This window comes from Pseudomonas sichuanensis (genome assembly GCF_003231305.1).
Classification (GTDB): domain Bacteria; phylum Pseudomonadota; class Gammaproteobacteria; order Pseudomonadales; family Pseudomonadaceae; genus Aquipseudomonas; species Aquipseudomonas sichuanensis.
The window spans coordinates 78,010-103,970 of sequence record NZ_QKVM01000017.1 but is presented as its reverse complement, the minus strand read 5'-3'; the positions used below and the strand labels follow the sequence as shown (position 1 = coordinate 103,970).

General features: G+C 62.1%; 24 protein-coding genes and 1 pseudogene. 11 read left to right on the top strand and 14 right to left on the bottom strand.

The features are described from left to right. A pseudogene (locus DM373_RS11590) lies at positions 1-690 on the bottom strand (RHS repeat-associated core domain-containing protein); the annotation flags it as partial. Positions 691-1,150: 460 nt separating this feature from the next. Here DM373_RS11590 and DM373_RS11585 point away from each other — a divergent pair. Continuing rightward, a complete protein-coding gene (locus tag DM373_RS11585; RefSeq protein WP_110993702.1) occupies positions 1,151-2,578 on the top strand; it encodes a DUF262 domain-containing protein in 1,428 nt (475 codons plus the stop codon). Further along, positions 2,575-4,524 carry a DUF262 domain-containing protein gene (locus DM373_RS11580; protein WP_167409828.1) on the top strand — a complete coding sequence of 650 codons (1,950 nt, stop codon included), beginning with the start codon at positions 2,575-2,577 and terminating at the stop codon, positions 4,522-4,524. The genes DM373_RS11585 and DM373_RS11580 overlap by 4 nt, the downstream gene beginning before the upstream one ends. 65 nt (positions 4,525-4,589) lie before the next feature. Here the strand turns inward: DM373_RS11580 and DM373_RS11575 are convergent, their stop codons facing one another. Continuing rightward, positions 4,590-5,948: an 8-oxoguanine deaminase gene (locus DM373_RS11575; protein WP_110993700.1), complete on the bottom strand. Its 1,359-nt coding sequence runs from the start codon at positions 5,946-5,948 to the stop codon at positions 4,590-4,592. A 485-nt stretch (positions 5,949-6,433) separates the two neighbouring features. Here DM373_RS11575 and DM373_RS11570 point away from each other — a divergent pair, with 485 nt between their 5' ends. Beyond that, the gene (locus DM373_RS11570) at positions 6,434-6,862 is read left to right on the top strand and encodes a TOBE domain-containing protein (protein ID WP_110993699.1); all 429 of its coding nucleotides are present in this window, start codon (positions 6,434-6,436) and stop codon (positions 6,860-6,862) included. A gap of 246 nt (positions 6,863-7,108) precedes the next feature. Continuing rightward, a complete protein-coding gene (locus DM373_RS11565; RefSeq protein ID WP_110993698.1) occupies positions 7,109-7,972 on the top strand; it encodes a sensor domain-containing diguanylate cyclase in 864 nt (287 codons plus the stop codon). A 3-nt stretch (positions 7,973-7,975) separates the two neighbouring features. On the opposite strand, the gene DM373_RS11560 is transcribed toward DM373_RS11565, so the two are convergent. The 5 genes from DM373_RS11560 to DM373_RS11540 all read right to left on the bottom strand — a co-directional run bounded on the left by DM373_RS11560 (position 7,976) and on the right by DM373_RS11540 (position 13,830). Then, positions 7,976-10,384, bottom strand: a complete 2,409-nt coding sequence (locus DM373_RS11560; RefSeq protein WP_110993697.1) for a TonB-dependent siderophore receptor — start codon at positions 10,382-10,384, stop codon at positions 7,976-7,978. A 121-nt stretch (positions 10,385-10,505) separates the two neighbouring features. Further along, positions 10,506-11,468 (bottom strand): DUF4880 domain-containing protein, encoded by a 963-nt coding sequence (locus DM373_RS11555; RefSeq protein ID WP_110993696.1) that lies wholly within the window; start codon positions 11,466-11,468, stop codon positions 10,506-10,508. Continuing rightward, a complete protein-coding gene (locus DM373_RS11550; RefSeq protein ID WP_110993695.1) occupies positions 11,465-11,968 on the bottom strand; it encodes a sigma-70 family RNA polymerase sigma factor in 504 nt (167 codons plus the stop codon). Before DM373_RS11550 ends, DM373_RS11555 begins: the two co-directional genes overlap by 4 nt. A gap of 78 nt (positions 11,969-12,046) precedes the next feature. Beyond that, positions 12,047-12,751, bottom strand: coding sequence for an SDR family oxidoreductase (locus tag DM373_RS11545; RefSeq protein WP_110993694.1), 705 nt, complete (start codon positions 12,749-12,751; stop codon positions 12,047-12,049). 185 nt (positions 12,752-12,936) lie between these two features. Beyond that, on the bottom strand, positions 12,937-13,830 hold the full coding sequence (locus DM373_RS11540) for a LysR substrate-binding domain-containing protein (protein ID WP_110993693.1): 894 nt from the start codon (positions 13,828-13,830) through the stop codon (positions 12,937-12,939). Between the two features lie 187 nt (positions 13,831-14,017). Here DM373_RS11540 and DM373_RS11535 point away from each other — a divergent pair, with 187 nt between their 5' ends. After that, on the top strand, positions 14,018-14,410 hold the full coding sequence (locus tag DM373_RS11535) for a hypothetical protein (RefSeq protein WP_110993692.1): 393 nt from the start codon (positions 14,018-14,020) through the stop codon (positions 14,408-14,410). Here DM373_RS11535 and DM373_RS11530 read toward each other — a convergent pair. Further along, positions 14,398-15,315: an acetoacetate decarboxylase gene (locus DM373_RS11530; protein ID WP_110993691.1), complete on the bottom strand. Its 918-nt coding sequence runs from the start codon at positions 15,313-15,315 to the stop codon at positions 14,398-14,400. The two genes, DM373_RS11535 and DM373_RS11530, sit on opposite strands and share 13 nt — an antisense overlap. A 121-nt stretch (positions 15,316-15,436) precedes the next feature. After that, the gene (locus DM373_RS11525) at positions 15,437-15,877 is read right to left on the bottom strand and encodes a MerR family transcriptional regulator (RefSeq protein ID WP_110993690.1); all 441 of its coding nucleotides are present in this window, start codon (positions 15,875-15,877) and stop codon (positions 15,437-15,439) included. Between the two features lie 128 nt (positions 15,878-16,005). On the opposite strand from DM373_RS11525, the gene DM373_RS11520 reads away from it, so the two are divergent. The 3 genes from DM373_RS11520 to DM373_RS11505 all read left to right on the top strand — a co-directional run bounded on the left by DM373_RS11520 (position 16,006) and on the right by DM373_RS11505 (position 18,773). After that, positions 16,006-17,256 (top strand): NADH:flavin oxidoreductase/NADH oxidase family protein, encoded by a 1,251-nt coding sequence (locus DM373_RS11520; RefSeq protein ID WP_110993689.1) that lies wholly within the window; start codon positions 16,006-16,008, stop codon positions 17,254-17,256. A gap of 102 nt (positions 17,257-17,358) precedes the next feature. Next, complete coding sequence (locus DM373_RS28715; protein ID WP_157966837.1) at positions 17,359-18,282, top strand: hypothetical protein; 924 nt, start codon at positions 17,359-17,361, stop codon at positions 18,280-18,282. Then, the gene (locus DM373_RS11505; RefSeq protein ID WP_110993686.1) at positions 18,279-18,773 is read left to right on the top strand and encodes a hypothetical protein; all 495 of its coding nucleotides are present in this window, start codon (positions 18,279-18,281) and stop codon (positions 18,771-18,773) included. Before DM373_RS28715 ends, DM373_RS11505 begins: the two co-directional genes overlap by 4 nt. 106 nt (positions 18,774-18,879) lie before the next feature. Here DM373_RS11505 and DM373_RS11500 read toward each other — a convergent pair whose 3' ends face one another. Both DM373_RS11500 and DM373_RS11495 read right to left on the bottom strand, forming a co-directional pair. Then, on the bottom strand, positions 18,880-19,263 hold the full coding sequence (locus tag DM373_RS11500) for an avidin-fold protein (protein WP_110993712.1): 384 nt from the start codon (positions 19,261-19,263) through the stop codon (positions 18,880-18,882). Between the two features lie 240 nt (positions 19,264-19,503). Continuing rightward, entirely contained in the window at positions 19,504-20,493 is a 990-nt protein-coding gene (locus tag DM373_RS11495; RefSeq protein WP_110993685.1) for a zinc-dependent alcohol dehydrogenase family protein, read from the bottom strand. Between the two features lie 140 nt (positions 20,494-20,633). On the opposite strand from DM373_RS11495, the gene DM373_RS11490 reads away from it, so the two are divergent. Continuing rightward, positions 20,634-21,533 carry a LysR family transcriptional regulator gene (locus DM373_RS11490; protein ID WP_110993684.1) on the top strand — a complete coding sequence of 300 codons (900 nt, stop codon included), beginning with the start codon at positions 20,634-20,636 and terminating at the stop codon, positions 21,531-21,533. 176 nt (positions 21,534-21,709) lie between these two features. After that, positions 21,710-21,841: a YHYH domain-containing protein gene (locus tag DM373_RS29635; protein WP_110993683.1), complete on the top strand. Its 132-nt coding sequence runs from the start codon at positions 21,710-21,712 to the stop codon at positions 21,839-21,841. A 370-nt stretch (positions 21,842-22,211) separates the two neighbouring features. Here DM373_RS29635 and DM373_RS11480 read toward each other — a convergent pair whose 3' ends face one another. Next, entirely contained in the window at positions 22,212-22,769 is a 558-nt protein-coding gene (locus DM373_RS11480) for a hypothetical protein (RefSeq protein WP_244215064.1), read from the bottom strand. A 256-nt stretch (positions 22,770-23,025) separates the two neighbouring features. Then, positions 23,026-24,090: an SDR family oxidoreductase gene (locus DM373_RS11475; protein ID WP_110993681.1), complete on the bottom strand. Its 1,065-nt coding sequence runs from the start codon at positions 24,088-24,090 to the stop codon at positions 23,026-23,028. A gap of 73 nt (positions 24,091-24,163) precedes the next feature. On the opposite strand from DM373_RS11475, the gene DM373_RS11470 reads away from it, so the two are divergent. After that, positions 24,164-24,568, top strand: a complete 405-nt coding sequence (locus tag DM373_RS11470) for a MerR family transcriptional regulator (protein WP_110993680.1) — start codon at positions 24,164-24,166, stop codon at positions 24,566-24,568. A gap of 128 nt (positions 24,569-24,696) precedes the next feature. Here DM373_RS11470 and DM373_RS11465 read toward each other — a convergent pair whose 3' ends face one another. Then, positions 24,697-25,920, bottom strand: a complete 1,224-nt coding sequence (locus DM373_RS11465; RefSeq protein WP_110993679.1) for an amidohydrolase family protein — start codon at positions 25,918-25,920, stop codon at positions 24,697-24,699. Positions 25,921-25,961 lie beyond the last annotated feature (41 nt).

Genomic DNA, 25,961 nt, shown 5'->3' with positions numbered 1-25,961 from the left:
TTTGCCAGCGTGCTTGTAGGCGCTGAAGGCACCGGCGAGGTAGTTGTCGAGCGTGGCCAGCGGGTTGTGCATCAGCGCGCTGCTCGTGGCGGATGCCGGGCGGGCGTTTCTTGGGCCGGCGCCTTCGGCCAGGGCGGACAGGCCACTGGCAATATCGAGAATGATCCGCTCACCGAGCGTGGCGGCCTCGGCCAGGATGCCCTTGAGCTTGCCTGCGGCCTGGCTGACGAAATTATCAAGGCTGCCGACGATATCGGCATTGAGGTGGCCGGCCAACAGTTCGACCGAGGCATCGTCGAGCACCTGCTTACCCTCCTGGCGCACGAACAACAGCATCGGCCGCAAGCTCATGCGCGCCGGCGCTTCACCGGCGGGCGAGGTGACCAGGCCGATCAGGTTGAGGGCAAAGGTGGCGCAGTCGAGCGGGTCGGGCACCTTGCTACGGGCCAGGGTAGCGATAGCGCCCAGCGCTTCGATCAGGGCGATGCTGTTGCCCGCCACCGGCACATTGCCGGCGACGGCCTTGAGGCGCTCGAGGGTGGCATGGCCGGCACTGACTTCCCGCAGCCAGGCGTCGAACACGGCGGCGCCATGGCCGACGTCCTGGGCCTGGATCTCGGCGAGTGGTGTGATCGCTACCTGCGAGGTGCCCTTGCCTGAAGGGCTGGCCTTGTCGGGGATGGTTGCCATTTGGTTCGGCGCTCCTTGCTGGAAAGGAGGTCGCCTGATGGCTACGCATCGCGGGGCAAGCCCGCTCCCACAAGGGGGCGGTGCAGTGCAATGGCCTCGGTCGGGCGACCTGAAAATGCAGGAGGGAAACCATACCGAGGCGGTATTCAGGAAGAAGTCAGAAGGTGTCTCGCGCGCAGGAGGGAGAATTCTTGAAAGGGTGTGGCAAAACGGCTACACGCCTCTGGCGAGCATAAACGCTCTGTGATCACTGAATGATCGGCGCGCCGAGCAATTCTTCACAACGTCGTCGGCAGTCCACGCTGATCCAGCTCGAACACCTTGCTGCGCCGGCTGGGCAGCGCCAGACGCTGTTTATGGAGGGCAAATACCTGCAAAAGGCGGCCCATGGCCATCATTCACCAATCGCTGTAGGATTGGCCGCCTTTGAACAGCCGCCCAGCGTAAGGATTCGCCAGCGATGAGCAAGAACAACGCCGTAGCGGTCAGGGTCATCCCTTTCGAGGCATTGCTTGCCTCGCAACGGATGCCACTGGCCCTGGATACCTACCAGCGCCCCTATGTCTGGGACAAGGACAAGGTTCAGCAGTTGCTCAAGGACCTTCGCGAGTTCCAGTTGGAGCGGGACAGCGGGCTCGACTACTACATGGGCGCGTTGCTGATCCACAAGGACAGCGCACAGCACAGGCAATTCGTCATTGACGGCCAGCAGCGGCTCACCACGCTGTGCGTTCTCTACCACGTGCTTCATGGCAAGCTGCCCGACGGAGCCGACTTTGCCTACCGGTCGCCAGCGTCGGTCAACAACATCCAGCAGGCCCAGCGGATCATCGAAGCCGAAGGCTTGCCGGATGGCTTCAAAGACCTGTTCCAGCACATCGTTTTCACCGTGATCACGGTGCCCAACGAAGACTTGGCGTTCACCTTCTTCGATAACCAGAACAGCCGCGGCGTGCCGCTGGGTGCCGCCGACCTGCTCAAGGCCTTCCACCTGCGCGCCATCGAGGGCGAGCACCGGGACAATCTGCGTGCCCGGTTCGCCAGGCGCTGGGAAAATTGGCAGGAACATAACCAGTGCCAGGGCATCGCAGGTGATTTCGACGCGCTGCTGTTCGGCAAACTGCTCTGGCGCGGCCGGCGCTGGCGTGGCCAGAAGACGCTTGGCGAGGAGTGCAGGGACGGCATCATCGACGAATTCCAGGCACGCACCCTGCGCCCCGAGCAGGGGCATCGGTTGGGCATATCCCCCGCGCCGGTCGCCTATGCCTCGGCACAATTGCTGGTTTCCCAGGCAGGCAACGTCAAGTTGAGCCGCGGGGCCTTGCCCGAACCGGACGACATCGCAACCCTGCCCTTCTCGCTGCGCCAACCCATCCAGCGCGGGCTGGGCTTTTTCCTGTATGTCGAAAAGTACGCAGCGCTGGTCAACCAGCTGTTCGGCCCAAATACGCAGGAGCGGGCCTTCCGGCAGTTCTACACCGAGGTGACCCTGCGCCTCTCACCTTACCTGCGCGAGCTGTTCTGCCTGGCGGTACTGATGTTCGTCGACCGTTTCGGCACCCGCGACCTGCTGCGTTTTGCGCTCTGCCTGGATTACGTCATCGGCGCGATCCGCATTGAAAAGAGCTACATCTTTGCCGCCGCGATCACTGTCTACCTGCGCGACGCATCGTTGAACTTGCTGGATGTCATCGCCCAGGCCTACACCCCGGACGAAGTGATGGCGTTCCTGTTGTCCGACTCACGCTCTGCGGCCATCTACGCAGCGGAAGACATCGAGCCCGACTCGACCGTGCGAGGGCGCTACAAAGCCGCTGTGCTGGCGTTCTATGGCAAGGAAGGCACGCTGGACGGGCGTGAAGCCTGGATCGAGGAGCAATGCGCATGACCATTCAATCGCACGACATCACCCTGCAGCAGATCGTCAAGCAAGGCATGTTCTTCCAGATTCCGGTCTATCAGCGCCTGTATGTGTGGAGCGATGAGCAGGTGCGCACCCTGCTGGACGACCTGTGGGCCGCATTCGAAGACAAACGCCCCATCGCCTACCTGGGCGGCATCCTGGTGGTGACCCGGCAACAGGATCGCTCGACGGTCGAATACGACTTGATCGACGGCCAACAGCGCTTCACCACCTTATGGCTGCTGGCACTGTCCCTGGGGCAGAAACTCAAGCCATTCCTCGCTGGCGAACACGACGATGGGCTTCGTCCGCGCCTGGGCTTCCCCATCCGACCGGATATCGAGAAGGCGTTCAAGGCCAGCTGTGCCTCCGGCAAGGCGCCGGCCGTCGAGCATGACAAGATCGACACCGCGCTCGGGATCATCCAGCGCTTCAAGCACGAGCGCGAGCAAGCCGAACTGACCGCTTTCGCCGAGTACGTGCTGAACAAAGTAACCGTGGTCATGACCCACTTCCCGGCAACCATGGACCTCAACAAGATCTTCGAGGTGATCAACAACCGGGGCGTGCAGCTCCAGCAGCATGAGATTCTCAAGGCCAGGCTGCTCCAGCACATCGACAATACCGCCGAGCGAGAGCGCTATGCAGCGCTGTGGGAGTCCTGCGCCTACATGGACGACTATGTAGAACGCAATCTGCGCAGCATCGCCAGGTTCGATGTGCACCCGCTGTTCTCCAATCAAGCGGCGCTGCGCGATGACGAGCAACTGGCCTGGTCAGACTGTGTTCTGCAAGCGCTGAGTGACAAATATTCGACCAACCGCAATCCACGCTTGCTGTCCCTGGCCGATATCCTCGCGGGCAGGACGAGTGCACTCTCCGAGCAGGGCAGCGTACCGCCAGAAGTATTCCAGGGCACGCGCAAGGTGCGCAGCATCATCACTTTCTCGATGCTGCTGCAGCATGCGTTGCGCATCTGGTTGAACGAGCACGGTGAGCCGGACATTCCCAGGATCAATGACAAGGACCTGCTGTCGCTGTTCGACACGCATTTCCTGAAAGCGTCCCGCAGTGGCGCCAAGTCGAAGAAGTTCATCGCCTTGCTGTGGGAAGTGCGCTACTGCTTCGACAAGCATGTCATCAAGTGGGTGGAAGTCGATGGCGAGGAACACCACCTCATCCACGACCTGCGAAAGCGTCCAAGCGAGGCTGCCTCCGGCAAGACGTACACCACGCTGGTCCGCGAAGAAGCCAGCGATCACGCATTCGCGCTGCTGCAGAGCATGCTTTACCACTCACAGCAGATCACCACCCAGTACTGGCTTACTCCATTGCTGGCATACATACGCGCCAATCGAACCGGCCGGGCCAGCTACCTTCGACAACTCAAACACCTCGATAACCACCTGCTGTGCAGCACCGACCCCAGGCCGCTGATCGAGCGCAGCCATGTGTTCCTGGAAGATGCCTCGGCCACCATGCCTTTGATAGACCCCGCCAAGGAGTTGAACAAGGCTTCGGGCTTGAGTTTCGCGCATTACTGGTTCTACAAGCTGGAGTACGTGCTCTGGAGCACCAACGCCGCTCAGTTGAATGCCCAGCAACGCACCCAGTTCCGGATGACCGCGAAAAACTCGATCGAGCATATTTCGCCGCAGACGGCACAGGGCGTCGACCTTGATACCGTTTCCGGCGAGGTGCTGGATACTTTCGGCAACCTGGCACTGGTATCGCGGGGCATCAATTCAGAGTATGGCAACAAGCCGTTCAACGAGAAGCGCAAGCATTTCGAAAACCGCAACAGGGAACGCATCGACTCGTTGAAAATGAAACTGATCTACGCGCACAAGCGATGGGGCGACGCACAGGCGACGCAACATCAGCAGGACATGATCGATGTGCTCAGCGGTTATCTGAACCAACGCGATTAAAAGCGCCAATGTGCGGTTGGCTGAGCAGCCGTTGCGCCCCACAAGGCGCGCAACGGCCCCTCACGTCACTCGCCGCTGACCAGTTGCCGCGCCAGCTGGTTGTGACGCTCCAGCACCAGGGGCAGATCAACAGTGGTGATATGCCCGTCCTTCACCACCACCCGGCCATTGATCACGCTGGTATCGACGTGGGTCGGGGTGCAGAACACCAGCGCTGCCAGCGGGTCGTGCAAGGCGCCTGCGTAGGCCACGTGGCCCAGGCTGAAGGCGACGAAGTCGGCGACCATGCCGGGGGCCAGGGCGCCGATGTCGTTACGGTTAAGCACCTTGGCACCGCCCAGGGTGGCGATTTCCAGGGCCTCGCGCGCGGTCATGGCATCGGGGCCGAAACCGACCCGCTGCAACAGCAGCGCCTGGCGCACTTCGCCGATCATGCTCGCGCCATCGTTGGAGGCCGAGCCGTCCACCCCCAGACCCACCGGCACGCCGTGGTCGCGCATCTTGCGGATCGGCGCGATGCCCGAGGCCAGGCGCATGTTCGAGCAGGGGCAGTGGGCCACGCCAGTGCCGGTGCGGGCGAACAGTTCGATGCCGTGCTGGTCGAGCTGCACACAGTGGGCGTGCCAGACATCGTGGCCGACCCAGCCGAGGTCTTCGGCGTACTCAGCCGGGGTCATGCCGAACTTCTCGCGGCTGTAGGCGATGTCGTTGACGTTCTCGGCCAGGTGGGTGTGCAGCGACACACCGTACTCGCGCGCCAGCACCGCGGCTTCACGCATCAGGTCGCGGCTCACCGAGAACGGCGAGCACGGCGCCACCACCACGCGGCGCATCGAACCATGGCTGGCGTCGTGGTAGTCCTCGATCAGGCGCTGGGACTCCTTGAGGATGTCGCTTTCCTTCTCCACCACCGAATCCGGCGGCAGGCCGCCCTGGCTGCGGCCTACGCTCATGCTGCCGCGCGCGGCGTGGAAACGCATGCCGATTTCCTCGGCGGCGTGGATGCTGTCGTCGAGCTTGCAGCCGTTGGGGTAGATATAGAGGTGGTCGCTGGAGGTGGTGCAGCCCGACAGGATCAACTCGGCCATGGCGGTCTGGGTCGATACCGCGATCATTTCCGGCGTCAGCCGCGCCCAGATCGGGTACAGGTTGGTCAGCCAGTTGAACAGCTCACCGTCCTGGGCGGCCGGCACCACGCGGGTGAGGCTCTGGTACATGTGGTGGTGGGTGTTGACCAGGCCGGGGATGACCACCTTGCCGGCCATGTCCAGCACCACATCGGCGGTTTGCGGCAGGCTGTCGCTGGGGCCGACCTGCTTGATGATGTTGTCTTCGATGTACAGGCCGCCGCGCTTGATTTCCCGGCGTTCGCCGTCCATCGTCACCAGCAGTTCGGCGTTCTTGACCAGCATTGTCTTAGGCATGGGTGTTCCTCTCCCGCAAGGGGTCGCATTCAACATGATGTTTGCACAGGCCGCCGTCGAACGACCTGGTTGGAGCGTTCAGTGCAGCTGCGCAGGCAGTGTCGAGATGAACGCCAAGCGATACCGTGCCGCGGCTGAATCCGGGCGTGCCAAAGCATGGGCCAAGGGCCCTGACAGGCATGGACGGGTTTCAGGCGTGAAGGGTATGGCAGCGAGTCCGTCGCTCGTGGGAGCGCTGAAGCTTGCATCAGCGGTGAACGGGATTCGCGCAAGAGGCTCGTAGGGTTCGAGCAGCGTTGGGTGTTGCATGATGGGTAACCGTCGCAATACGCAGCGGCGATTGCCGCTGTCGTAGGCGCCGGCCAATGTAAGCAGAACTGACGGTTTCTGTATACAAAAAGCTCTCACTGCCGTCGCTATGCTGGAAACTACATAACGAAATCCTGACACTGCAGTCAGATTTTTTCATTACCAAGGAGAATGTCATGAAAGTCAGTGCTCGCAACGTGTTCAAAGGCAAGGTCCGTGACGTGCGCCCCGGCGCCGTCAACAGCGAGGTCAGCCTCGAACTGGCCGGCGGTGAAACGCTGGTGGCGGTGGTCACCGTCGAGAGCGTCAACAGCCTGGGGCTCAAGCCAGGCGCCGAGGCCATCGCCCTGATCAAGGCACCCTGGGTGATGCTGATGACCGAGGCCAGCGACATTCGCCTGTCGGCCCGCAACTGCCTGAATGGCAAGGTGGTGAAAGTCACCGACGGTTCGGTCAACGCCGAAGTGACCCTCGAACTCGCCGGCGGCACCCAGGTGCACGCCATCGTCACCCGCGATGCCGTGCAGGAACTGGGCCTGGCCCCAGGCGTCAATGCGACCGCCATCATCAAGGCCTCGCACATCATCCTCGGCGTACCGGCCTGATGATCCCGGCCGGGGCACCGCTCGGCGCCCTGGCCTGCCCCGCACATCACCTGCCCATCAACGACAGGTGCTGCTGCACGCCCGTCCATTTCGTCCGCCACTACTGGTGACAGCCACCCGCCACTGTGTATGCTGGCCGGCGCCGCGAACCGTTGCCTGGCCCTGCCCCGCTGCCGACCGGGCCACTCGCCGCCGCCCTTCGCGATCAGGCCACGATCGAGCCCACCGTAGCGGACTCCCAGCCCCATGCCCGTTGACCTGCAAGCGCTCTACCCCAAGCTGATCCACCTGATGCTGGACACCGTGTTCGTGGTCGACAGGGACAACACCATCGTGTTCGTCAGCAATGCCTGCGAAGCCTTGCTGGGCTACCGCGCCGACGAACTCACCGGCACCCCAATCACCCGCTACATGCACCCGGACGACCTGGAGGCGACCCGCGCCTCGATCATCCGCATCATGAACGGCCACGCCCATTTCGATTTCCGTAACCGTTACATCCGCAAGGATGGTGCAGTCGTGCACATCTTGTGGGCGGCGTTCTGGTCCGACGAAGTGGGTGCGCGGATCGGCGTGGCGCGCAACGTGACCGCCCTGACCCAGGCCGAGCAGGAGCTGCGCTTCCTTGCCCATCACGACCCGCTGACCCGGCTGTGCAACCGCTCGCTGTTCAACGACCGCCTGGTAGCAGCGCTGCACAGCGCAAGGCACCAGCAGCGGCCACTGGCGTTGCTGTTCCTGGACATCAACGACTTCAAGGGCATCAACGATGTACACGGGCATGCGGCGGGCGACCGCGTGCTATGCACCATTGCCCGGCGCCTGGAAGCCTGCGTGGCGGCCACCGACACGGTGGCGCGCATGGGCGGCGACGAGTTCACCGTATTGCTGCCGGAAATCTCGTCGCCCGCTGCGGTTGCCGAGCAGATCGCCCAGATCCTCGCCGTCATGGCCGAGCCACTGGGCCCAGAGTTCGGCGATATCGGCATGCCTACCTGCAGCATCGGCGTAGCCTGCTACCCCGATGACGGTGAGGACGCCGACACCCTGCTCAGCCGCGCCGACGACGACATGTACCAGCAGAAGCGGCGGCGCCGGGCGGCGGGTTGAGGGTCAGAAGTCGTAGCGCAGGTTCATCATCACGTTGCGCGGCGCGCCGTAGTGCCCCCAACTGCCGGAGAAGCCGGTGTAGTACTTCTCGTCGAACAGGTTGTTGAGGTTCAGCGTGCTGCTCAGGTGCTCGTTGAAGCGGTAGCGTGCCATCAGGTTGACCACGGCGTAGTCGTCCTGGGTGATGCGGGTACGGTAACGGGAGAAATACACCGAGTTGCTGGAGTTCCAATTGACCCCGCCGCCCAAGGTCAGGCGCTGCCAGTCGCCCTGTAGCTGATAGGTGTTCCACAGCCGGAAGGTGTCCATCGGCAACTGGGTGGTCAGCCGCTGGCTATCGGCGTCTTCGGTGCGCGAATGGCTGTAGCCGGCCTGCACGTTCCAGCCGGCGGCCAACTCGCCGGCCAGCTCCATGTCGATGCCCTTGGTCTTGGCGCCGCTGACGGCGCGGTAGGCGTCTTCCTGGTCGCGAGTGCCCGGCACCTTGGCGCCGCCATCGAGCTCGGCGACGTTGTCGCGCTCGACCAGGTAAAGCGACACGCTGCTGTTCAGGCGCCCGTCGTAGAACTCGCCCTTCCAACCCGTCTCGTAGTTTTTCCCCACCACCGGCTCCAGGTACTTGCCATCGCGGTCACGGGCGGACTGCGGCTTGAAGATATCGGTGTAGCTGACGTACACCGACTGCTCGGGGGTGAGGTCGTAGACCAGCCCGGCGTAGGGCGTGACCACGCCGCGCTCGGTCATGCTGTAGGCACTGGGGGTGCCGTTGGGCAGGCTGCGCAGGTAGTAGTGATAGCGGTAGTTGCTGACCCGGGAGCCGAGGATCAGGTGCAGGCTGTCGCTCAGGTTGAAACGCGCGGCAGTGAAGTAGCCGCTCTGGCGGGTGTCGACATCGTAGTCCAGCACCGGCGTGAACATGTCGGTGTTCGGCTTGGGCAGTTCGTTGCCCCAGTTGTTGAAGTCGACGATCGCGTCATCGGTGCCCTCGGAGTGATGGCGATTGACGTAGTCGAAGTAGTTGGCGCCGAAGATCAGTTCGTGGGTCTGCCCGAACAGTTCGAGCGGCCCTTGCAAGGTGGCATCGATCGCGCGCTGGCGCTGGGTGGCGGTGGCGTCGCTCTGGTCGATCTTGGCGGTGCCGTCAGGGCGGATGTTGGAGTTGTTCGATGCGCTGTAATAGGCACCCGACAATGCGTAGCGGTCGACATCCATGTAGGTGGTGCCGACTTTCAGCTGCCAGTCGCCGGCCAGTTGCTGCTCGAGGCCGACGGTGTAGTTGGTGGTCTCGAAGCGGTCCAGGTTCCACCGCGCCCCGGAGCTGGTGGAGCGGGAGAAGTCGGTTGGTGTGCCGTTGTTGTAGATCAGCGGCACACCCTGGCCGCCGGTGGGCCGATAGCGCTGGTGGTCGATGCTGACCCGCAGCAGGGTGGTGTCGGTGAGGTCGGCTTCCAGCGCGCCGTAGGCGATGTCCTTGTCCTGCTTATACCAGTCCATGAAGGTGTGGTTGGTCTGTTTGGCCGCTACCAGGCGCCCGCGCAGGTTGCCCTCGGGGGTCAGCGGGCCGGACACATCGGCCTCCAGGCGCCGATAGTTCCACGAGCCCAGGCCACCCTGCACATACGCCTGGAAGTCCCGGGTCGGGCGCTTGCGCACCACGTTGACCACACCGCTGGGGTCGCCCGCGCCGGTCATCAGGCCGGTGGCGCCGCGCACCACCTCGACCCGGTCGTAGATCGCCATATCCAGCAGGGTACTGGGCATGGTGCGGGTCTGGTTTTCCTGGTAGGTGGTGATGCCGTCGAACTGGTAGGTGTTCAGGCCACTGCCGCGCGAATAGATATTGAAACGCTCGCCGCCATCCTGGGACATGGTGATGCCCGGGGTTTGCTTGAGCACGTCGGACATGCTGGTGAGCTGCTGGTCGTCCATGAACTGGCGGGTGATCACGCTGATGCTCTGCGGGGTCTCGCGTATCGACAGGTTCATCTTGGTGGCGGTACTGGTCACCCCGGTGGTGTAGGAACCGCTGCCCTCGGTGGTCGCACCGAGCCCGGTGGCGTTGACGCTGGTGGCGCCCAGTTCCATGACACCGTTCTCGGCTGCCCGGGGGATCAGCCGATAACGGTCGCTGCTGACCTGCACCGGCTGCAGCCCGGTGCCGACCAGCAGCATGGCCAGGCCCTGCTCGACCGCGAACTGGCCGCGCAGGCCGGGGCTCTGCACGCCCCGGGAGGCCTGGGAGTCGACGGCGACCATCACCCCGGCCTGCTGGCCGAACTGCCCGAGCACCCTGTCGAGGCTGCCGGGGGCGATATCGAAACGGCGCACTTCGGCCTGGGCGGGAAGGTGCCACGCGGCCACGGCCAGGCCGAGCAACAGCGGGCTTGCGAGAGGGGTAAGGCGACACAGCATCGAGACAATCCTTGGCAGACAGGCGTGGGCGAAGCGCTGCAGATTCAGCGCGTTTGCCTGTACTGATGCGCGAGAAATGAAAACCTGCCGGGTATGGGCGAAATTTTTTGCGCGGTGAAATTCAGGCCGGCACTACCGTGGCCCAATAGCCCAGCACCCGCTGCACCCGCACCGGCAACACCTCGGCCAGCAAGTCCAGGCTGGCCTCCGGCTGGTCCAGCGAGAACGTGCCGCTGACCTGCAGCCCGGCCACCTGCGGATCGCAGCGCAATACCCCTTTGCGATAGCGGTCCAGGTCGGCCAACACACTGCCCAGCGCCATGCGCTCGGCCACCAGTTGCCCCTGCGTCCAGGCCGCTGCGCCCACCGGCAACGGCGTCACGCTGCCTGCGCCCGTGGCCGCGAACAGCTGCTGCCAGCCGCCTTCCAGCCCAACTCGTACACCCTGCCCGTCTTCCACCAGCGCCCTGCCGTCGAGCACCTGCACCAGGGTGGCGGCCACTTGCTGCTGAACCACCAGCCGTGCCCCCACACCCGCCAGGATCCGCGCCTGCCCCGCACGCACGCTGAGGCCTGCACCCTGCCCTGTTTCCAGCAGCACCCGCCCACGGTTGAGCGTCAGCACGTGCTGGCCGTCCACCTGATCGCCATCCAGTGCACTGCCCGTATCAAGCTGTACCGTCAGCCCCGTGGCCAGGCGCCAGCTGCGCCGCTCGCCGGTGGCAGTGCCGTAGTCGCTGAGCAGCGTCGGCAGCACACTGCGCTGATGCACGCCATAGCCGCTGGCAAGCAGCACCCCGGCCCCGGCCAGCCCGCCGAGCAAGGCCCGCCGCGACACACGGGTGCGCGCCAGCAGCAGGCTGCGCGCCGCCGGCACGCCATGCGTACCCTTACGCAGGCCCTGGCCCAGACCATCCAGGCGCTGCCAGGCCAGTTCGTGGGCCGCGCTCGCCTGGCGCCAGCGCTGGCAGGCCAGGCGCTCGGCCTCGCTGCTGGCCCCCGACTGCAGGCGCACCATCCACAGCATGGCCTGCTCGACCACGGCCGGGTCCAGCCGCTGCGCATCTGCCTGTTGCGGCCTCATTCGCCGTAGACCGATGCGTAGCAGTGTCGATAGGCCTTGAGCATGGCTTTCTGCACCACATTTACGGTCAACCCTTGGCGCTCGGCGATCTGCGCGTAGGTCAGGCCGTCGAGTTGCGACAGCAGGAACACCTCGCGCACGCGGCTGCCCAGGCCATCGAGCACCTGCCCCACCGCATCCAGCGCTTCGAGCACCAGCAGGCGGGTTTCCTCCGAGGGCTGATGCTGCGGCTCCAGCAGCGCCAGGCTGTCCAGGTAGGCGCGCTCCAGCGCCTGGCGGCGAAAGTGCTGCAGGCACAGGCGCCCGGCGATGGTCGCCAGGTAGGCGCGTGGCTCACGCAACGGCGTCGGCAGCTCGCTGCGCAACAGCCTGACGAAGGTGTCCTGGGCCAGGTCCAGCGCCTGCTCGCGGTTACCCAACCGGTTGCGCAGCACGCTCACTACCCAGCTGTGGTGCCGCAGGTAGAGATCGCCGACGACATGGCGGTTGGCTGGGTTCATGGCGCGGATCTCCGGCGGCAAATGAATGAAAGTCGCACATGGTAATACTTATCATTCATTTGCATCCAGACGCGTGATTCACACGCTGCGGGTCAAGCCACCATCGACCCTGATGTTCTGCCCGGTGATGTAGGCCGCGCCGTCACTGGCCAGGAAGGCAATGGTGGCGGCGATTTCCTCGCTGGTGCCGTAGCGCTTCATCGGCACCATGTCGCGGCGCTGCTCGGTTTTCGGCAGGCTGTCGATCCAGCCAGGCAGCACGTTGTTGATGCGCACGTTATCGGCCGCGTAGGTGTCGGCGAAGACCTTGCTGAACGCCGCCAGCCCCGAGCGGAACACCGCCGAGGTGGGGAACATGTCGCTGGGCTCGAAGGCCCAGGCGGTGGAGATGTTGATGATCACCCCGCCCTGCTGGCGCTGCATGATCGGCGTCACCAACCGCGCCGGGCGGATCACGTTGAGCAGGTACACTTCCATGCCCTTGTGCCAGTCTTCGTCGCTGATTTCCAGGATCGGCGCGCGGGGGCCGTGGCCGGCGCTGTTGACCAGCACATCCACCCGGCCCCACTTGGCCATGACCGCGTCGACCAGGCGTTGCAGGTCTTCGACGGACTGGTTGCTGCCGGTCACGCCGATGCCGCCCAGCTCACTGGCCAGCGCCTCGCCCTTGCCCGACGACGACAGGATGCCGACCTTGAAGCCGTCGGCGGCCAGGCGCCGGGCCGCGGCCGCGCCCATGCCGCTGCCGCCGGCGGTGATGATTGCCACTTTCTGTACTGACATGCTGCCTCCTGGATGGAACAAGAACATGATGATTCGAGAGCGCCAGGCCGCATGGCCCGTGCTGGTCTCTTCGCCTGTGTAGGAGCAGCCCTTTCGCGACACAAGGCCGCTCCTACAGGTACTCACTCACCCTAGCAGCCGTGCAGCCTTCGAGGGAGACAGCCAGGCTTTCATATGCCAGTAGCTCAGCTATCGCCTGCCTGTTCTTTCAGCCAGGCCTTGACCACTGCCAGTGCAGCAGGCTGCTGCGCCTTGCGCGGCCACACCAGGTAGAACGCCTTGTCCAGCTGTAGCTGCTGGGGGAACACCTGCACCAGCCTGCCGGCGGCAATATCGCCCTTGACGAAGGCATAGCTGGCCAGCGCGATGCCCTGCCCGCCTGCGGCCGCCTCAATCGACAGTGAGGTCTGGTTGAAGCGCAGGTTGCGCGCCGTCCCCGGCCCCTGCCCGGGGAACAGCGCCGCCGTGAACGCGGGCCAGAAGTCATGGGCGTCGTGCAGCGCGACAAACCCCTGCAGCGCGGCAAAGGTTGCCGGCGCGCCTTTTTCCGCCAGCAACTGCGGGCTGGCCACCGCCACCAGCCTCTGCTCCATCAACAGCTCGGCATTGAGCCCCGCGCCGAACGGTGGCTGGCCATAGCGCACGGCCAGGTCGACGCCGTCGGTTTGAAAGTGCGACAGCCGGTCGCCGGCAAGCAGGCGCAGGTCGATGTCCGGATTGCTTTCGGCGAAATCGCCGAGCCTGGGGATCAGCCATTTCGCCGCAAAACTCGGTGTCACGCTGACCGTCAGCTGCGAAGGCTGAGGGCGCAGCAGCCGGGTCGCTTCGTCGATCATCGCCAGTGCGCCGCGCACGCTGGTGCTGTAGGCGCGCCCGGCGTCGGTCAGGCCCAGGCCACGGGGCAGGCGCTCGAACAGGCGGATGTTCAGGCTGGCCTCCAGGCCACGAATCTGCTGGGCCACGGCCGCCTGGGTGACACCCAGTTCCTCGGCGGCGAGGCGGAAGTTCAGGTGGCGGGCGACCACTTCGAACATGCGCAGGGCGTTGAGTGAGGGAAGCGAAGGGAATGCGGTTGGCATGGCGGTAGGAATTCTATTGGCTGCAGGGTACGACCCAGTGTGCCAAGGGTTTCCAGCCATGGCTATAAAAGCGGCCGGCCCCAGAACTTTTTCCTTTTTGCCGGTCTATCTGCACAAGCCCGAAGCGAAACGCTGACGCGGGCGGCTGGCCACACCTTCAACTGTCTTTCAGAGGCTGTCTTCACCCATGAAACTACCTACCCCACGCATGCTGATCCTTGGCCTGTTCGCCCTTGTGGCAGTGGGCTCGGCGAGCGCTTCGCCGATGAAGACGTCCAGCCCCGTGCACGCCGCCGAACTGGCGGCGCCCCAGGCCTCGGCTCCCGCCAACCCCTGGCCGAGCCTGGCCAGCACGGTCGCCGTGCAGCCGGCAACGCTGCTGGCCCATGACGACCGCTACTACCGTGACGACCGCTGGCATGACCGCCGCGAAGACTGGCGCCGCGAGCAATGGCGCAAGGAGCAGTGGCGCCGTGAGCAATACCGCCGCGAAATGGAACGGCGGCACAACTGGGAGCGTTATCACGACCGCGCCCGGCAAGATCGCTACTACGATGACCGTCGCTACTATCGCCGCTGACCGACCTGCCCCAGACCATTCAAAGGCGCGGGCAGGTGCAGCACCACCTGCGCCTCCTTGACCACATCCAACCGCACCAGGGTCGATGCCCCCAGCCCGTCGAGCAAGTGGCTCAACGGGCCGCCATGGCGCACCAGTTTCACGCCCCGCGGCAGCAGGCGCTGGGCAAAGGACAGCGGGTTGGTCAGCACCTGGGTCTGGTGCCATTGGCCGTCGACCTGATGGACCATGGTCGTCGTGCCCATCCTCGATTGCGACGCCACCGTGCGCAGCGCGGGCAACGGCGCCTGCAGGCTCAGGTCCGGCCTGCCGTCGGCGGCGGCGACCTGCGCCTGCACACGGGTGCCGATGGCCACCTCGATCGGCGCGCGCCACTTGGGCAACTGATAGCCCAACACCCCACGCACCCGGGCGATCTCGGTGTTGACCGGCAGCGCCAGCACATGGGCGAAGAAGTTGCGCCGCCGCATCGCATCGAGCAACTCCAGCGCGTGGGGCCCTCGGGCACCAGGGCGGCGGATGACGATGGCTACGGACACCTCGTCGTAGGGATCGTTGTCGCACACCCCATAGGAAAAGAAATTCAGCGCCACCAAGCCGTACCCCGGCAACGGGCTCAAGGGTTCGAGGGCCACCGGCAGGCTTGCCCGCAGGCGCCCGAGGGGGGCCAGGTACAACAGCTGGATGCTGGCAGAGCGGTAATAGAAATTCGGCGCCCAGACCGGCCCGACCCGGGACTGCACAAGCTGCTTGGGGATGCGCCGGAAGAACGCGATGTCGCCGGCGGCCGGGTCGCGCGCGACCTGGTCGAGGTCGGGGTTCATCCGGAAGCGGTCATAGTAGCCCCCTTCCAACACCTCGACCTGCTGCGTGCCGAACTCGACCTGGGTGTATCGCCTGTCCATATCTGCTTGACCTTTCTCGAAGATTGACCCGCCGGGCAGCCGAAGGGGCGTGCCGATGATCAGCCCGCGTCAAGCACTCTAAGGTTCAACTCAACTTCAAGGTCAAGCGTTCATCCAAGGCTCACTCCACAACCCGATGAGCCTTGACCGCCCCTGCACTTTCCTCGCGCAGGCGCTCCAGCACCCGCTGGGTGTTGTCGTCGCAGGGCATGCCCTCGGGCCGGTTCTCGATGCTGTCGATGGCGACCAGCAACTGCGCCCTGCTCTGCGCCAGGCGCTGCTGCATGGCTTCGATCTCGGCCACCTTGCGCTTGAGGCCGTCGAGCAGGCCGTCCTTGCGCCAGGCATTGGGCCCCTCCGGCAGCAGGTGACGAATCTCTTCCAGTGAAAAGCCCGCGCGCTGGGCACCGGTGATGATCTCCAGGATCCACACCGCCTCTGGCCCATAGTCGCGGTAGCCATTGGCCCGGCGCTCGACCGCCTTGATCAGCCCGCTGGCCTCGTAGAAGCGGATACGCGACGCCGCCAGGCCACTGCGCTTGGCCAGTTCACCGATTTTCATCACTCACCTCGCTGAATGCGTTCACTGGACGATGGCATCGCCCGAGACAAGTTATCCCACAAAACCCCTTGACCTTAAAGTTGCCTTTAAGCTTAAGGTCGAGCCACTCCCCCCTCGAGGCCCTTGCCATGAATGTGTTCGCTCCGCTCACCCTGCCCAATGGTTCGCTCGTGCCGAACCGTATCGCGAAGGCCGCCATGGAAGAGAACATGGCGCAGACCGACCAGGCCCCCTCCGAGCGCCTGATGCGCCTTTACCAGGCCTGGGCTGACGGTGGTGCCGGCCTGCTGATCACCGGCAACGTGATGATCGACAGCCGCGCCATGACCGGCCCGGGCGGCGTGGTGCTGGAGCACGACGCGCAACTGGAGCCGTTCAAACGTTGGGCACGGATCGGCCGCTCGCGGGGCGCGCAGTTCTGGTTGCAGATCAACCACCCCGGCCGGCAGATGCAGGCCAACCTCGGCCAGCAGACCTGGGCACCCTCAGCCGTGCCATTGGCGCTGGGCAGCATGTCCAAACACTTCGGGACCCCACGGGCAATGACCGCCCCCATCATCGACGAAGTGATCGCCCGCTTCGCCCGCACCGCGCAGCTGGCAGAGCAGGCCGGTTTCACCGGCGTCGAAATCCACGCCGCCCACGGCTACCTGCTCAGCCAGTTCCTCTCCCCGCTAAGCAACACCCGCACCGATGAATGGGGCGGGCCGCTGGAAAACCGCGCACGCCTGTTGCTGGAGGTGGTGAAAGCAGTGCGCAAGGTGGTCTCGCCCGACTTCGCGGTAGCGGTCAAACTCAACTCCGCCGATTTCCAGCGCGGCGGCTTCAGCGCCGACGACGCACGTCAGGTGGTGGCACTGCTCAACGGCCAGGGCGTCGACCTGATCGAGCTGTCCGGCGGCAGCTACGAAGCCCCGGCCATGCAAGGCGACGCCCGCGACGGCCGCACCCTCGCCCGCGAGGCCTACTTCCTCGACTTCGCCCGCGACATCCGCCAGGTCGCGCAGATGCCGCTGATGATCACCGGCGGCATACGCCGCCTGCCCGTCGCCGAGCAGGTGGTCGCCAGTGGCGTGGAGATGGTCGGCATCGGCTCGGCCCTGGCCATCGCCCCGAGCCTGCCCAACGACTGGCAGCGTGGCGTCGACCCGGCGCCGCAACTGCGGCCGATCACCTGGAAGAACAAGGCGCTGGCCTCGCTGGCCAACATGGCGGCGGTCAAGTTCCAGCTGCGGCGGCTGAGCCTTGGGCGAGCGCCGGATCCGCAGGTGTCGCCGTTGCGGGCATTGGTGTTGCAGCAATTGGCCAATGCGTTGCGTACGCGGCAGTATCGGCGGTGGATGCGAGAGGTGAAGGCCGCCGTCCACGCGGACAGATGAATCTGCACACAAGCGCCAGGCGTGTTGCCTGGCCCAACATGAACTACTTTGATCCATATGCCGTTCCCGTCAACAGGATAGAACTTCAGCCGGAGGTCGCTCATGCGCTTGACGGTTCCTGCCGCACCTATCGTTCTGTTGGCGAGCTTGACGCTGCTGAACCTCTGGCTAGCTGCACCCGCCCTTGCCGAAACCAATCCACTTTGCCCTGGGGAGATGGCGCAGCCCCACAAGGTCGGTAATTTCGATTTCGAAACAAATTCACGCCTTGAGGAACATGCCAGTGTCAGCCAGTACAAGTTTGAAATTATCTCCTGTGTCGGCAATCACGATCAGGTATATCCCCTTCGTGTGAACTGGCCGGCGGCGCACCTCACCAGCTGGGTACCCGCCGGAAACAAAATCGAGTCTGTGCCCATTCTCCAGGTCAGCAATGATGCGCGACAACTCGAGGGGTGTCTGGAATATGGCAATCGAGGCGACACCACGCATGCATTTTCCTTCGGTGACGGTTTCAGCGAATCCATCGTTAAAGCGGAAGGCGAGCAAGGGTGCAGAGCAGCGATCGCCGCCCATTCCGCCCCCGGCAAAGGAGTCATGGAGAAACTCCGTTTCAGGATCCAGATATTTTTCCCCTCAGACGTCAAATCACCGGGCGCTACCCTGATTCAGCTTGATGGCGAGGTAGGCATCGACGCTGACCAGGAAAACCACTATCGCAGCGTCTTCAACTATGAAGTGCGCCCTTACAAGGACAGTAAACCCGGCACGCTTGAAGACATCTCGATCAGGCCCTTCTTCAAGGGGATCGACGACAACCTTTATTCATCTTTCATGAAACAAAATCCGGAGCCGATCAGGCTTAAACAAAAGGGCACCATCACCTTTGAGGTGAGCGGCATCAAACAACCTGCACTGACTTATGCGCGCTATGAAATCTTCAGCCAGCAGAATGAATTGATTGGCGCGGTTGAATTGCCGGTTTACGTTTCATCCTCTGCTTCCTTGGCTGCGAAGCGCCAATGAACAGCGCCTGGAAGTCCATCGCCAGCGTGGTGCCTGCACCAGCGCTGGCTCTGGTGACTCAATGGCTTGGATTGTTTTCGAACACCGTGCTGGTGCTGCCCGAGTGGCGGGAAGAGGCACAAGGCCTGGCGCTGGCGATCGGCACGGTCACCATTGTGTTCATATGCCTGATCTGCCGTGACACGCCAATCCCTGCACTGCGTAAGCGCGCGATAGCGTGCTTTGTGCTAACCCTTGTATTTATCGCACTGTGCCTGCAGATTTTTCACCGTCTCGGTGAGGGCACGCCCACTGCGACAGTGGAACGCTGGCAAACCATCTGGATGTTCCTCTACATCTGCGCCATGGTGGCGATGGTCGCGGCCATTGCATTCGGGGCACTGTCCGCCAGGGAGAAAAGCCATAGTCTGGTCAAGGTCGTTATTGTCACCCTGGTCGTTTTAGTCGTCGTCCTGGCCTTCGTCATAGTTGCCATGAGCCTGCTTCGGTAGGCTTGCTTTCTCAGGTCCTATGACGACCACTTACCTTGAGCCCTGCCCTACTGCGTGAGGGAATACGCCACCGATAACATCGAGCCCTCACAATGCGGGGCCTGACCTACCCGATCAGCTCGACGTAATTGGATTCACCCCCTCCAGTGGCGCCAGATAACCAACCCCAGACAAAGTGCAGAGTCGTGCGGCCTGCTTGATCAACGCCAACCGTACCCCGGGACCAGCCGGCAAGCAGTTCGCCCTCGGTGGTCAGGCACTGAAAAAGCAGCTCGATGGTATCGGGGCCTGTCACACGGCCTATCTGGTTACCTGCACGGATCCGTCCGCCTTGATAAGTACTGTTGATGGCACCATCGTCGACTGAATAGTGGAAGACCGTGCCGGCACCCGATAACCCCTGGGTGTTGCTGGCTACCGAGAATCGACGGTTGTTCAGTCGTGCTTCGATCTGGGGAACAGCAGTTTCCGGTTGTCGTGTGTCTTTCATGGCGAAATCCATTTCAGAAAAGGCCACCTTAGCCGAGGCGGCTATGAGTGTTCTACCTGAAGGCTCGGGTATGTGCGGGTTTTGAATGGCCGCAATCGACCCATAGCGGACTGTCGAAAAGGCGGATTTCGCCCGATAGCCGCCCTTAAAAAAGATGGCAGCTAACGGCCAGAAGCGGTCATTGGGCTGAGGGTTAGTTCGGGACCGAAAGAATTCGCTCTCAGCCCCCGTAAATACTAATCAGACAGTAACTACGATCTTGCCGATCTGCTGATTGGCCTCAAGGAAACGGTGGGCATTCTGGATGTCGCTCAGGGGGAAGACCTTAGCGATGATCGGACGCAACGCACCAGACTCCAGCCCTTTTAGGATGAAGGTCTTGGCCCGCGTCAGGGCTTCTGGATCAGCCACTATTTCTGCGTAGAGATAGCCCTTGAGGGTCAGGCTTTTGCCAAGCACGGTGAACAACGGGAATGGTGTCGGCTCGGTACTGAGCGCGCCGTACTCCAGCAAGATTCCGCCTCGGGCCATACTCTGCGTCAAAGGTTCGAAGGACGGCCCACCCACAGGATCGAACACTACGCGGGCGCCTTGATCGCCAGTTATCTCCATTACGCGCTCGACGATGTTCTCTTCATCACTGACGATAACGTGTGCAGCGCCGGCATCCAGCAGGGCTTGTTTCTTGGCGCGAGTTCGAGTGATCGCAATCGATGTGGCGCCAACCATACGAGCGATTTGGAAGGCGGCTAGGCCAACACTGCTTGATGCGGCGGTGACAATGACAAAGTCACCTTGCCGCAATTTCGCTTGTTCGACCAGTGCGCCCCAAGCGGTGACGTACTGCATCCAGGACGCAGCCGCCTCTTCAAAGGACAAATTCTTGGGGTTCTTCACGACCAGGTGGCCCGGCACATTGGCCAGCTCTGCGTAAGTGCCCCAGCGAGCAATGTCCAGAGGCGGGATCAGCGCGACTGCATCGCCAACCTTGATCTCGGTTACGTCGCTACCTACTGCAACCACGATGCCTGCGGCCTCGTAGCCCAAGCGGCTGGGGAACTCAGCCTCCTGTAAGTATGCGTGATTGCGAAACATCACTTCGGCTCGGTTCAAGCCAATAGCTTTGACGCCAATCTGCACCTCGGTTGCTGCCGGTGCCGGTACGTCCAAATCTTCCAGCTTCAGAACGCTGGCGTCACCGTATTCATGGATTCTGACAATGCGTGACATCGTGGATACCTCGTTTTTGAGTGGGCCTCGATGTGCATCCGGAAAGTCTCCGGACACTCGAAGGGTGACGAAAATTTAGACGTTGGAAGGTGGTGGATAAAGGCCTACGATGACACAGAACTAGAAACAGGATGTTTTCAATGGATCGTCTGACCCAGATGGCGACGTTCGTCAAAGCGGTTGAGTTGGGTTCATTCAGCGCCGCTGCGGACGATCTCAACTTGTCCCCTCAACTGGTGGGGAAACAGGTGAAAATGCTCGAACACCACCTGGGTGTTTCCTTGCTGCATCGAACTACGCGCAAGCAGAGCCTCACCGACTTCGGTCGCGCCTTCTATCAGCGTGCAAAGCTGATCCTTGCAGACATGCAAGCTGCCGAGAGTCTGGCCGCTGCCACGCGCGGCACACCAAGCGGCCGCCTTCGCATCAACGCACCAGTTACATTCGGGATTCGCGTACTTTCACCACGCCTGCTGGAGTACATGGTCAGGTATCCCGAAGTGTCTGTTGACCTAGCTCTGTCGAACGAACTGGTCGATATCGTCGATCATGGTTACGACGTGGTATTCCGCATCGGCGAGCTGATGAGCAGTGGATTGAAGGCAATGCCACTAGAGCCTTATCAGATGGTTTTGTGCGCTGCGCCGTCCTACCTTGCACGCCGCCCTCCCATCACGAATCCGTGGGATCTACAGCAGCAGGAGTGTTTGGGGTTTACCTATTCTGACGGTCGCTCGCACTGGAGTTTCGATAGCCAGGAAGGGCGTCTCGATATACCGATTACAAGCAAATTGACGATCAATCAGGGCGACCCGCTGCTGGCGGCAGCTGTGGCTGGTCTAGGTGTAGTTCTACAACCGATAGAGCTGGTGGGTGATGCACTGCGTGATGGGACGTTGGTACGCCTGTTACCGCAGTATCCGGTGCCGACTTCCCCAATGCATATGCTCTACGCCCCTGACCGCAGAATGACCCCCAAGCTGCGCAGCTTCTTGGATTTTGCACGTGAGGCTTTTGGGCAACGAGGCCCTCTCTCATAGAGGAAGATCAATGTCTGCTATTGGCCGATTGCTGCCGTCCGCGAGAGGTCGCTTTCGACCCATACCAGTCATCCCTTTCATCGGCTTCGCGGCAATTACGATTGTTATGAGGATGCTCCTGGCCATATGCTCAGCGAGGCAATTTGCCATTACAACACTAAGCATGGAGTAGCCTGATGAAAATTCTTTCTCTCGTGATCGCAGCAGTCTTGTCGATCTCCTCGGTTGCTGCCTTCGCACACAGCGGCGGTACCGACTCCAAGGGTTGCCACACCAATCACAAAACGGGCGAGCGTCACTGCCACTAACGCTTTCCGCAAGCCCTTCGTGCGCTGGCGTTCTTGACCCATAGGATGCCAGCTCTAGAGGCAAAGACAGCAGCGAAAGCAAGTTTCGAATAGCCAGCAGCGCTATCGGGTGTCCGGGTAGAACCAATGGTTCCAAAGCGGTCACTCGCGAACGGCTGCTTTCGACCCGAAGCTGACACTCACGGGTAGATTTTCGTCAGCATTGATCGACCTAGGTGTACGGTTAGATCGGCAAGGGTTCAGAGTGTTGTTCATTAATCCCAAGCGCTTCGCAGCCATTGCTTTGCAACGAAGGTGCGAATTCCTGTGCCGCGCGTAGGCGTGAACCACAGAGTCGGCTGGGCACCAGGGTGTGATGAGCAGCGTTTGCTCACAAAGTGTCGGGGTCGATGCCGATCGCACGAAGGGCTTGAGAGAACGACCGATCGATGACAGCTTCGCCAGTGGTCGAGGCAGCTTGATCGATAGCCACAATGCGGTACTGCAGCTTTTGCCCAGTCACAAGATCCCGGATGATCTGCTTTGCTTTTTCGCCGGAGGCCAGCGTGTAGGGGCTCATCATTTGCGTAGCGGCATCAATGGCCTGCTTTTCGGCATTTTTGACGATTTCAGCGTGCTCACCAGAGGCAGCCACATACTTCGGGAAAACGGCCGGGGAGAGACTCACCGGGTTTTCCTGCGGGGTGATGGTCCAGGCTTCATGTCGATCGACAAGCAGCTGCACGGTACCGACCGGCAGCCTGGCCCTGCCGCCGGACATCACTCCAACTAAAAGCTCATCACCGTCCTTGCGAATCACCGGGAAGTAGTACACCGGTCTGGTGAAGAACCAGCTTGCACTGTATGTGTCGCCAGTGCTGACCATCATGGTCGTCTTGTTGGTGGACTCGTCCGTCGAAGAGGTCGCTCTCCAGGTTGGTTTGCTCACGGCGCATCCTCCCAGCGAAAGAGCAACAACGAGCACTGCTGTGGTCCATTTCATTGCAGATTCTCAGTGTCCAAGGCGGCGAGTGTAACAGGGGGCTAGCTTATCGTTGGCAACGCAGTCGAAGCATCTTCGCCAAGTCGCAGCTCTCTTGACTGGCTCCATAGACGGTTGGTGCTTAGCGAGTGCCCACCGGCTGCAATGGGTCGCAAGCACTCGCTGTCACACGCATGCCTTGAGCCATTACAAATGGCCTGCCTCAGTGGAGAAAGTGATCCTTGACGTAGCGCACCGTCTTTTCCAGAGCCCGCGCCATATCGGGATGTGTTAACTGATACTTCAGCTCTAATTGCTCGCTATTACTCATATCGAAGCGCTGCGTCTGGATGAAATCCAATGACTCGGCGCTGATCGCAAATCGTGCTGCCAGCCCGGGGATCATCAAAAGCCACCTGAGCAACCTTATCGGTACATGCCGACGGGGCGCCTTGACCTCCAGCGTTTTTGCGATCTGCTCAAGCATCCCCTGCAGGCTCAATGTGTGCTCATAGAGCGCCAGGGCCTGCCGGTTGGCCATCGAAGGATCGAACGCCACACAGGTCATCATCGCCACCAGGTAGTCGACGCTGACTATTGGCAACCAGTGCCTGGAGGAACCGGGGACCGCTTTGAACCGACCTTGTGCCAGATTTCGAATGAGTTCGGCCAGAGGCTGTCCTTCCAGGATGTGGCCACTCTCGCTGTGGCCGCACACCGTAGCAGGATGAACGATGGTGTAGTCCGCGCCCGCATCCTGCATATAACGGATGACGGCAAAATGGGACTCGATCTTGCTGCCTTCGTAGCCACCTACACGGCGGTAGACTGCGGGCCAGTTTGTGTTTTCAGGGCACTCATCATCAACACCGATACTGGCCAGGTGGTTAAGGTTCTGCAGCATGAAGCCGCCCACCATCAGCAATCGGATGCGCTGGCTCGCCGCAAGCTTGGCGACCCTCAGCGCCCCTTGCACATTGACTGCTCGGGCGCGCTCCATGGACAGCCCCCAGGAAAACTCCGCCGCGAGGTGGAAGATCACAGAGGCCGAAGACACGCACTGCATGTCCGCCTCGCTGAGCCCAAGCCCCTCTCTGCTGATATCGCCCTCAACGGCATGGATATACGCAGGATTACCGCCCAGTTGTCCTACCTGTTTTCTGAGACGCTCAATGTTGCCCGGGGTACGCATAAGCACCCAGGTTTTGTACCCTGTCGCAGTAAGACGGGCCAGTAAGTGTTGGCCCACAAATCCACTGCCGCCGGTGACGAAGCATTCCACGCTCATGCCTGATTCCTGGTTTGGATAATGGGTGCAGGCTAAGGTGTAGAGTGCGCTCTACAGTCAAGGAGTTTTTAGTGTGAACGTTGGAGAGTTGGAGCGCCGCAGCGGTGTCGGCCGGCATGCATTGCGCTATTACGAACAGCTCGGGCTTATCGTGGCACAACGACAAGCCAACAATTACCGCAGCTACAGCGATCAGACGGTTGTTGACCTGGCCTTTATTCAGAGCGCCCAGAGTGGCGGTTTCTCCCTCGCTGAGATTGGAGAAATACTTGCAGCCAAGCGAGGCAACAAGATCGATTGCGCACAAGGCTTAGCCTTGGTCGCCAGCAAGATGGCCGAAATTCAAACGAAGATCGCCACGCTGCAAGCTGCTTATGTCCTGCTGAGCACGGAGCATGCGAAGCTTGAAGCCAGCGCCATTGCCAACGGCCTGATCACTCCCCACTTACCTGCCCATCTGCATGCCCCGACGCCCTAGCCTCCTGGCAAGGCCATTCGCTTGGCCTAGTGAACAGGGCCGAAGTCGAAAGGTTGGTTCGAGAAGCCTTCCCACGAGCGACCGTCCCATAAATGCGCTTGCTTGATTACAACATCTTCAAGATGGCCTCAAAACGCGACTGACCTACGATGCTCAGCCGTTGCCACCACCTTGCCGCGCTTGAGCACCATCAACCGTGTCGGCAAGTCGAGAATGACATCGGCCACGGCACGGCAATCGACCAGCACCAGGTCGGCATCATTGCCCACCGCCAAACCGTGGTGTTTCAACCCCAAGGCTTTGGCAGGGTTTGTCGTGAGCATCGGCAACACGGTGGCCTGATCATCCGCGCCGCCCAGGTGGCACGCAGGAATGGCCAGCTGTGCAATGTGCAACAGGTCGCCAGTGCCATAGGGTGTGAATGCGTTTCGGATGTTGTTGGTGGCCAGGCAAACCGTGACACCGCCGTCGCGCAGCGCACGCACAGGTGTCAGGGTGCGTCTTACATTGTGACTGTCACCCCGAGCCCCCAGGTGCAGGTCGGTGGCGGGCAGGCACATGACGCTGATGTCGGCCTCACGTAGCAACGCGATGACCTGTGCCTGCCGCGCTGGCGAGACGGCGGCCAGGCTGGTCAGGTGCCCAACGCAGACCCGCCCTTGGTAGCCTTCGGCAATGGTTCGACGTGCCACGTACTCGATGGTCATGTGCTCGGCGTCATCGGCGAAGTCCTGGTGCAAGTCGATGTCTTTGTCGTAGCGCTTGGCCAAGTCAAAGACGAAATCAATGTGCTCCTGCGGCGACACGTCGTTGTAGGGAATGCCGCCCACCACATCGGCCCCCATCTCCATTGCCTGGGCCATCATGGCCTGCATGCCAGGCAGCTTGAGAATGCCTTCTTGCGGAAAGGCCACGACCTGGATGTCGATCACCTCACGGAACTGCTCGCGCAACTCCAGCACCACTTCAAGCCCGGTGAAGCCTTGGGCGGGGTCGAACTCGGCATGGGCGCGCACATGCGTGGTACCGGCTTGTACCAATGCGCGCAGCACTTGGATCGACCGTTCGCGGATATCCTCACGGGTCAGTGTGGGCTTCAGTTCGGCGGTGACGGCGATCGCTTCCTTCAAGGTGCCGGAACGATTGGCCTTGCGCTGCATGACGTTGGCTTTTTCCAGGTGCAGGTGGCCTTCGACAAACCCAGCGACAAGCACATTGCCGTCGCCTTGGATTTCGCGCTCCGCCGTGGTGGCGATGTGTGGCGCGATCTCAGCGATTTTGCCTGCTTGCACAGCCACATCTACCGGTGGCTGGGCGTCGTCAATGCGTACATTTCGAAAGATAAGGTCCATCAACTTCAGTCCTCATAATGAGCGCTGTAGCGCTGCGAAGG

Excerpts from the sequence above, each read along its gene's own strand:
- DM373_RS11585 (WP_110993702.1), top strand. The coding sequence starts at position 1,151 with ATGAGCAAGAACAACGCCGTAGCGGTCAGGGTCATCCCTTTCGAGGCA.
- DM373_RS11580 (WP_167409828.1), top strand. The coding sequence starts at position 2,575 with ATGACCATTCAATCGCACGACATCACCCTGCAGCAGATCGTCAAGCAA.
- DM373_RS11575 (WP_110993700.1), bottom strand. The coding sequence starts at position 5,948 with ATGCCTAAGACAATGCTGGTCAAGAACGCCGAACTGCTGGTGACGATG.
- DM373_RS11570 (WP_110993699.1), top strand. The coding sequence starts at position 6,434 with ATGAAAGTCAGTGCTCGCAACGTGTTCAAAGGCAAGGTCCGTGACGTG.
- DM373_RS11565 (WP_110993698.1), top strand. The coding sequence starts at position 7,109 with ATGCCCGTTGACCTGCAAGCGCTCTACCCCAAGCTGATCCACCTGATG.
- DM373_RS11560 (WP_110993697.1), bottom strand. The coding sequence starts at position 10,384 with ATGCTGTGTCGCCTTACCCCTCTCGCAAGCCCGCTGTTGCTCGGCCTG.
- DM373_RS11555 (WP_110993696.1), bottom strand. The coding sequence starts at position 11,468 with ATGAGGCCGCAACAGGCAGATGCGCAGCGGCTGGACCCGGCCGTGGTC.
- DM373_RS11550 (WP_110993695.1), bottom strand. The coding sequence starts at position 11,968 with ATGAACCCAGCCAACCGCCATGTCGTCGGCGATCTCTACCTGCGGCAC.
- DM373_RS11545 (WP_110993694.1), bottom strand. The coding sequence starts at position 12,751 with ATGTCAGTACAGAAAGTGGCAATCATCACCGCCGGCGGCAGCGGCATG.
- DM373_RS11540 (WP_110993693.1), bottom strand. The coding sequence starts at position 13,830 with ATGCCAACCGCATTCCCTTCGCTTCCCTCACTCAACGCCCTGCGCATG.
- DM373_RS11535 (WP_110993692.1), top strand. The coding sequence starts at position 14,018 with ATGAAACTACCTACCCCACGCATGCTGATCCTTGGCCTGTTCGCCCTT.
- DM373_RS11530 (WP_110993691.1), bottom strand. The coding sequence starts at position 15,315 with ATGGACAGGCGATACACCCAGGTCGAGTTCGGCACGCAGCAGGTCGAG.
- DM373_RS11525 (WP_110993690.1), bottom strand. The coding sequence starts at position 15,877 with ATGAAAATCGGTGAACTGGCCAAGCGCAGTGGCCTGGCGGCGTCGCGT.
- DM373_RS11520 (WP_110993689.1), top strand. The coding sequence starts at position 16,006 with ATGAATGTGTTCGCTCCGCTCACCCTGCCCAATGGTTCGCTCGTGCCG.
- DM373_RS28715 (WP_157966837.1), top strand. The coding sequence starts at position 17,359 with ATGCGCTTGACGGTTCCTGCCGCACCTATCGTTCTGTTGGCGAGCTTG.
- DM373_RS11505 (WP_110993686.1), top strand. The coding sequence starts at position 18,279 with ATGAACAGCGCCTGGAAGTCCATCGCCAGCGTGGTGCCTGCACCAGCG.
- DM373_RS11500 (WP_110993712.1), bottom strand. The coding sequence starts at position 19,263 with ATGAAAGACACACGACAACCGGAAACTGCTGTTCCCCAGATCGAAGCA.
- DM373_RS11495 (WP_110993685.1), bottom strand. The coding sequence starts at position 20,493 with ATGTCACGCATTGTCAGAATCCATGAATACGGTGACGCCAGCGTTCTG.
- DM373_RS11490 (WP_110993684.1), top strand. The coding sequence starts at position 20,634 with ATGGATCGTCTGACCCAGATGGCGACGTTCGTCAAAGCGGTTGAGTTG.
- DM373_RS29635 (WP_110993683.1), top strand. The coding sequence starts at position 21,710 with ATGAAAATTCTTTCTCTCGTGATCGCAGCAGTCTTGTCGATCTCCTCG.
- DM373_RS11475 (WP_110993681.1), bottom strand. The coding sequence starts at position 24,090 with ATGAGCGTGGAATGCTTCGTCACCGGCGGCAGTGGATTTGTGGGCCAA.
- DM373_RS11465 (WP_110993679.1), bottom strand. The coding sequence starts at position 25,920 with ATGGACCTTATCTTTCGAAATGTACGCATTGACGACGCCCAGCCACCG.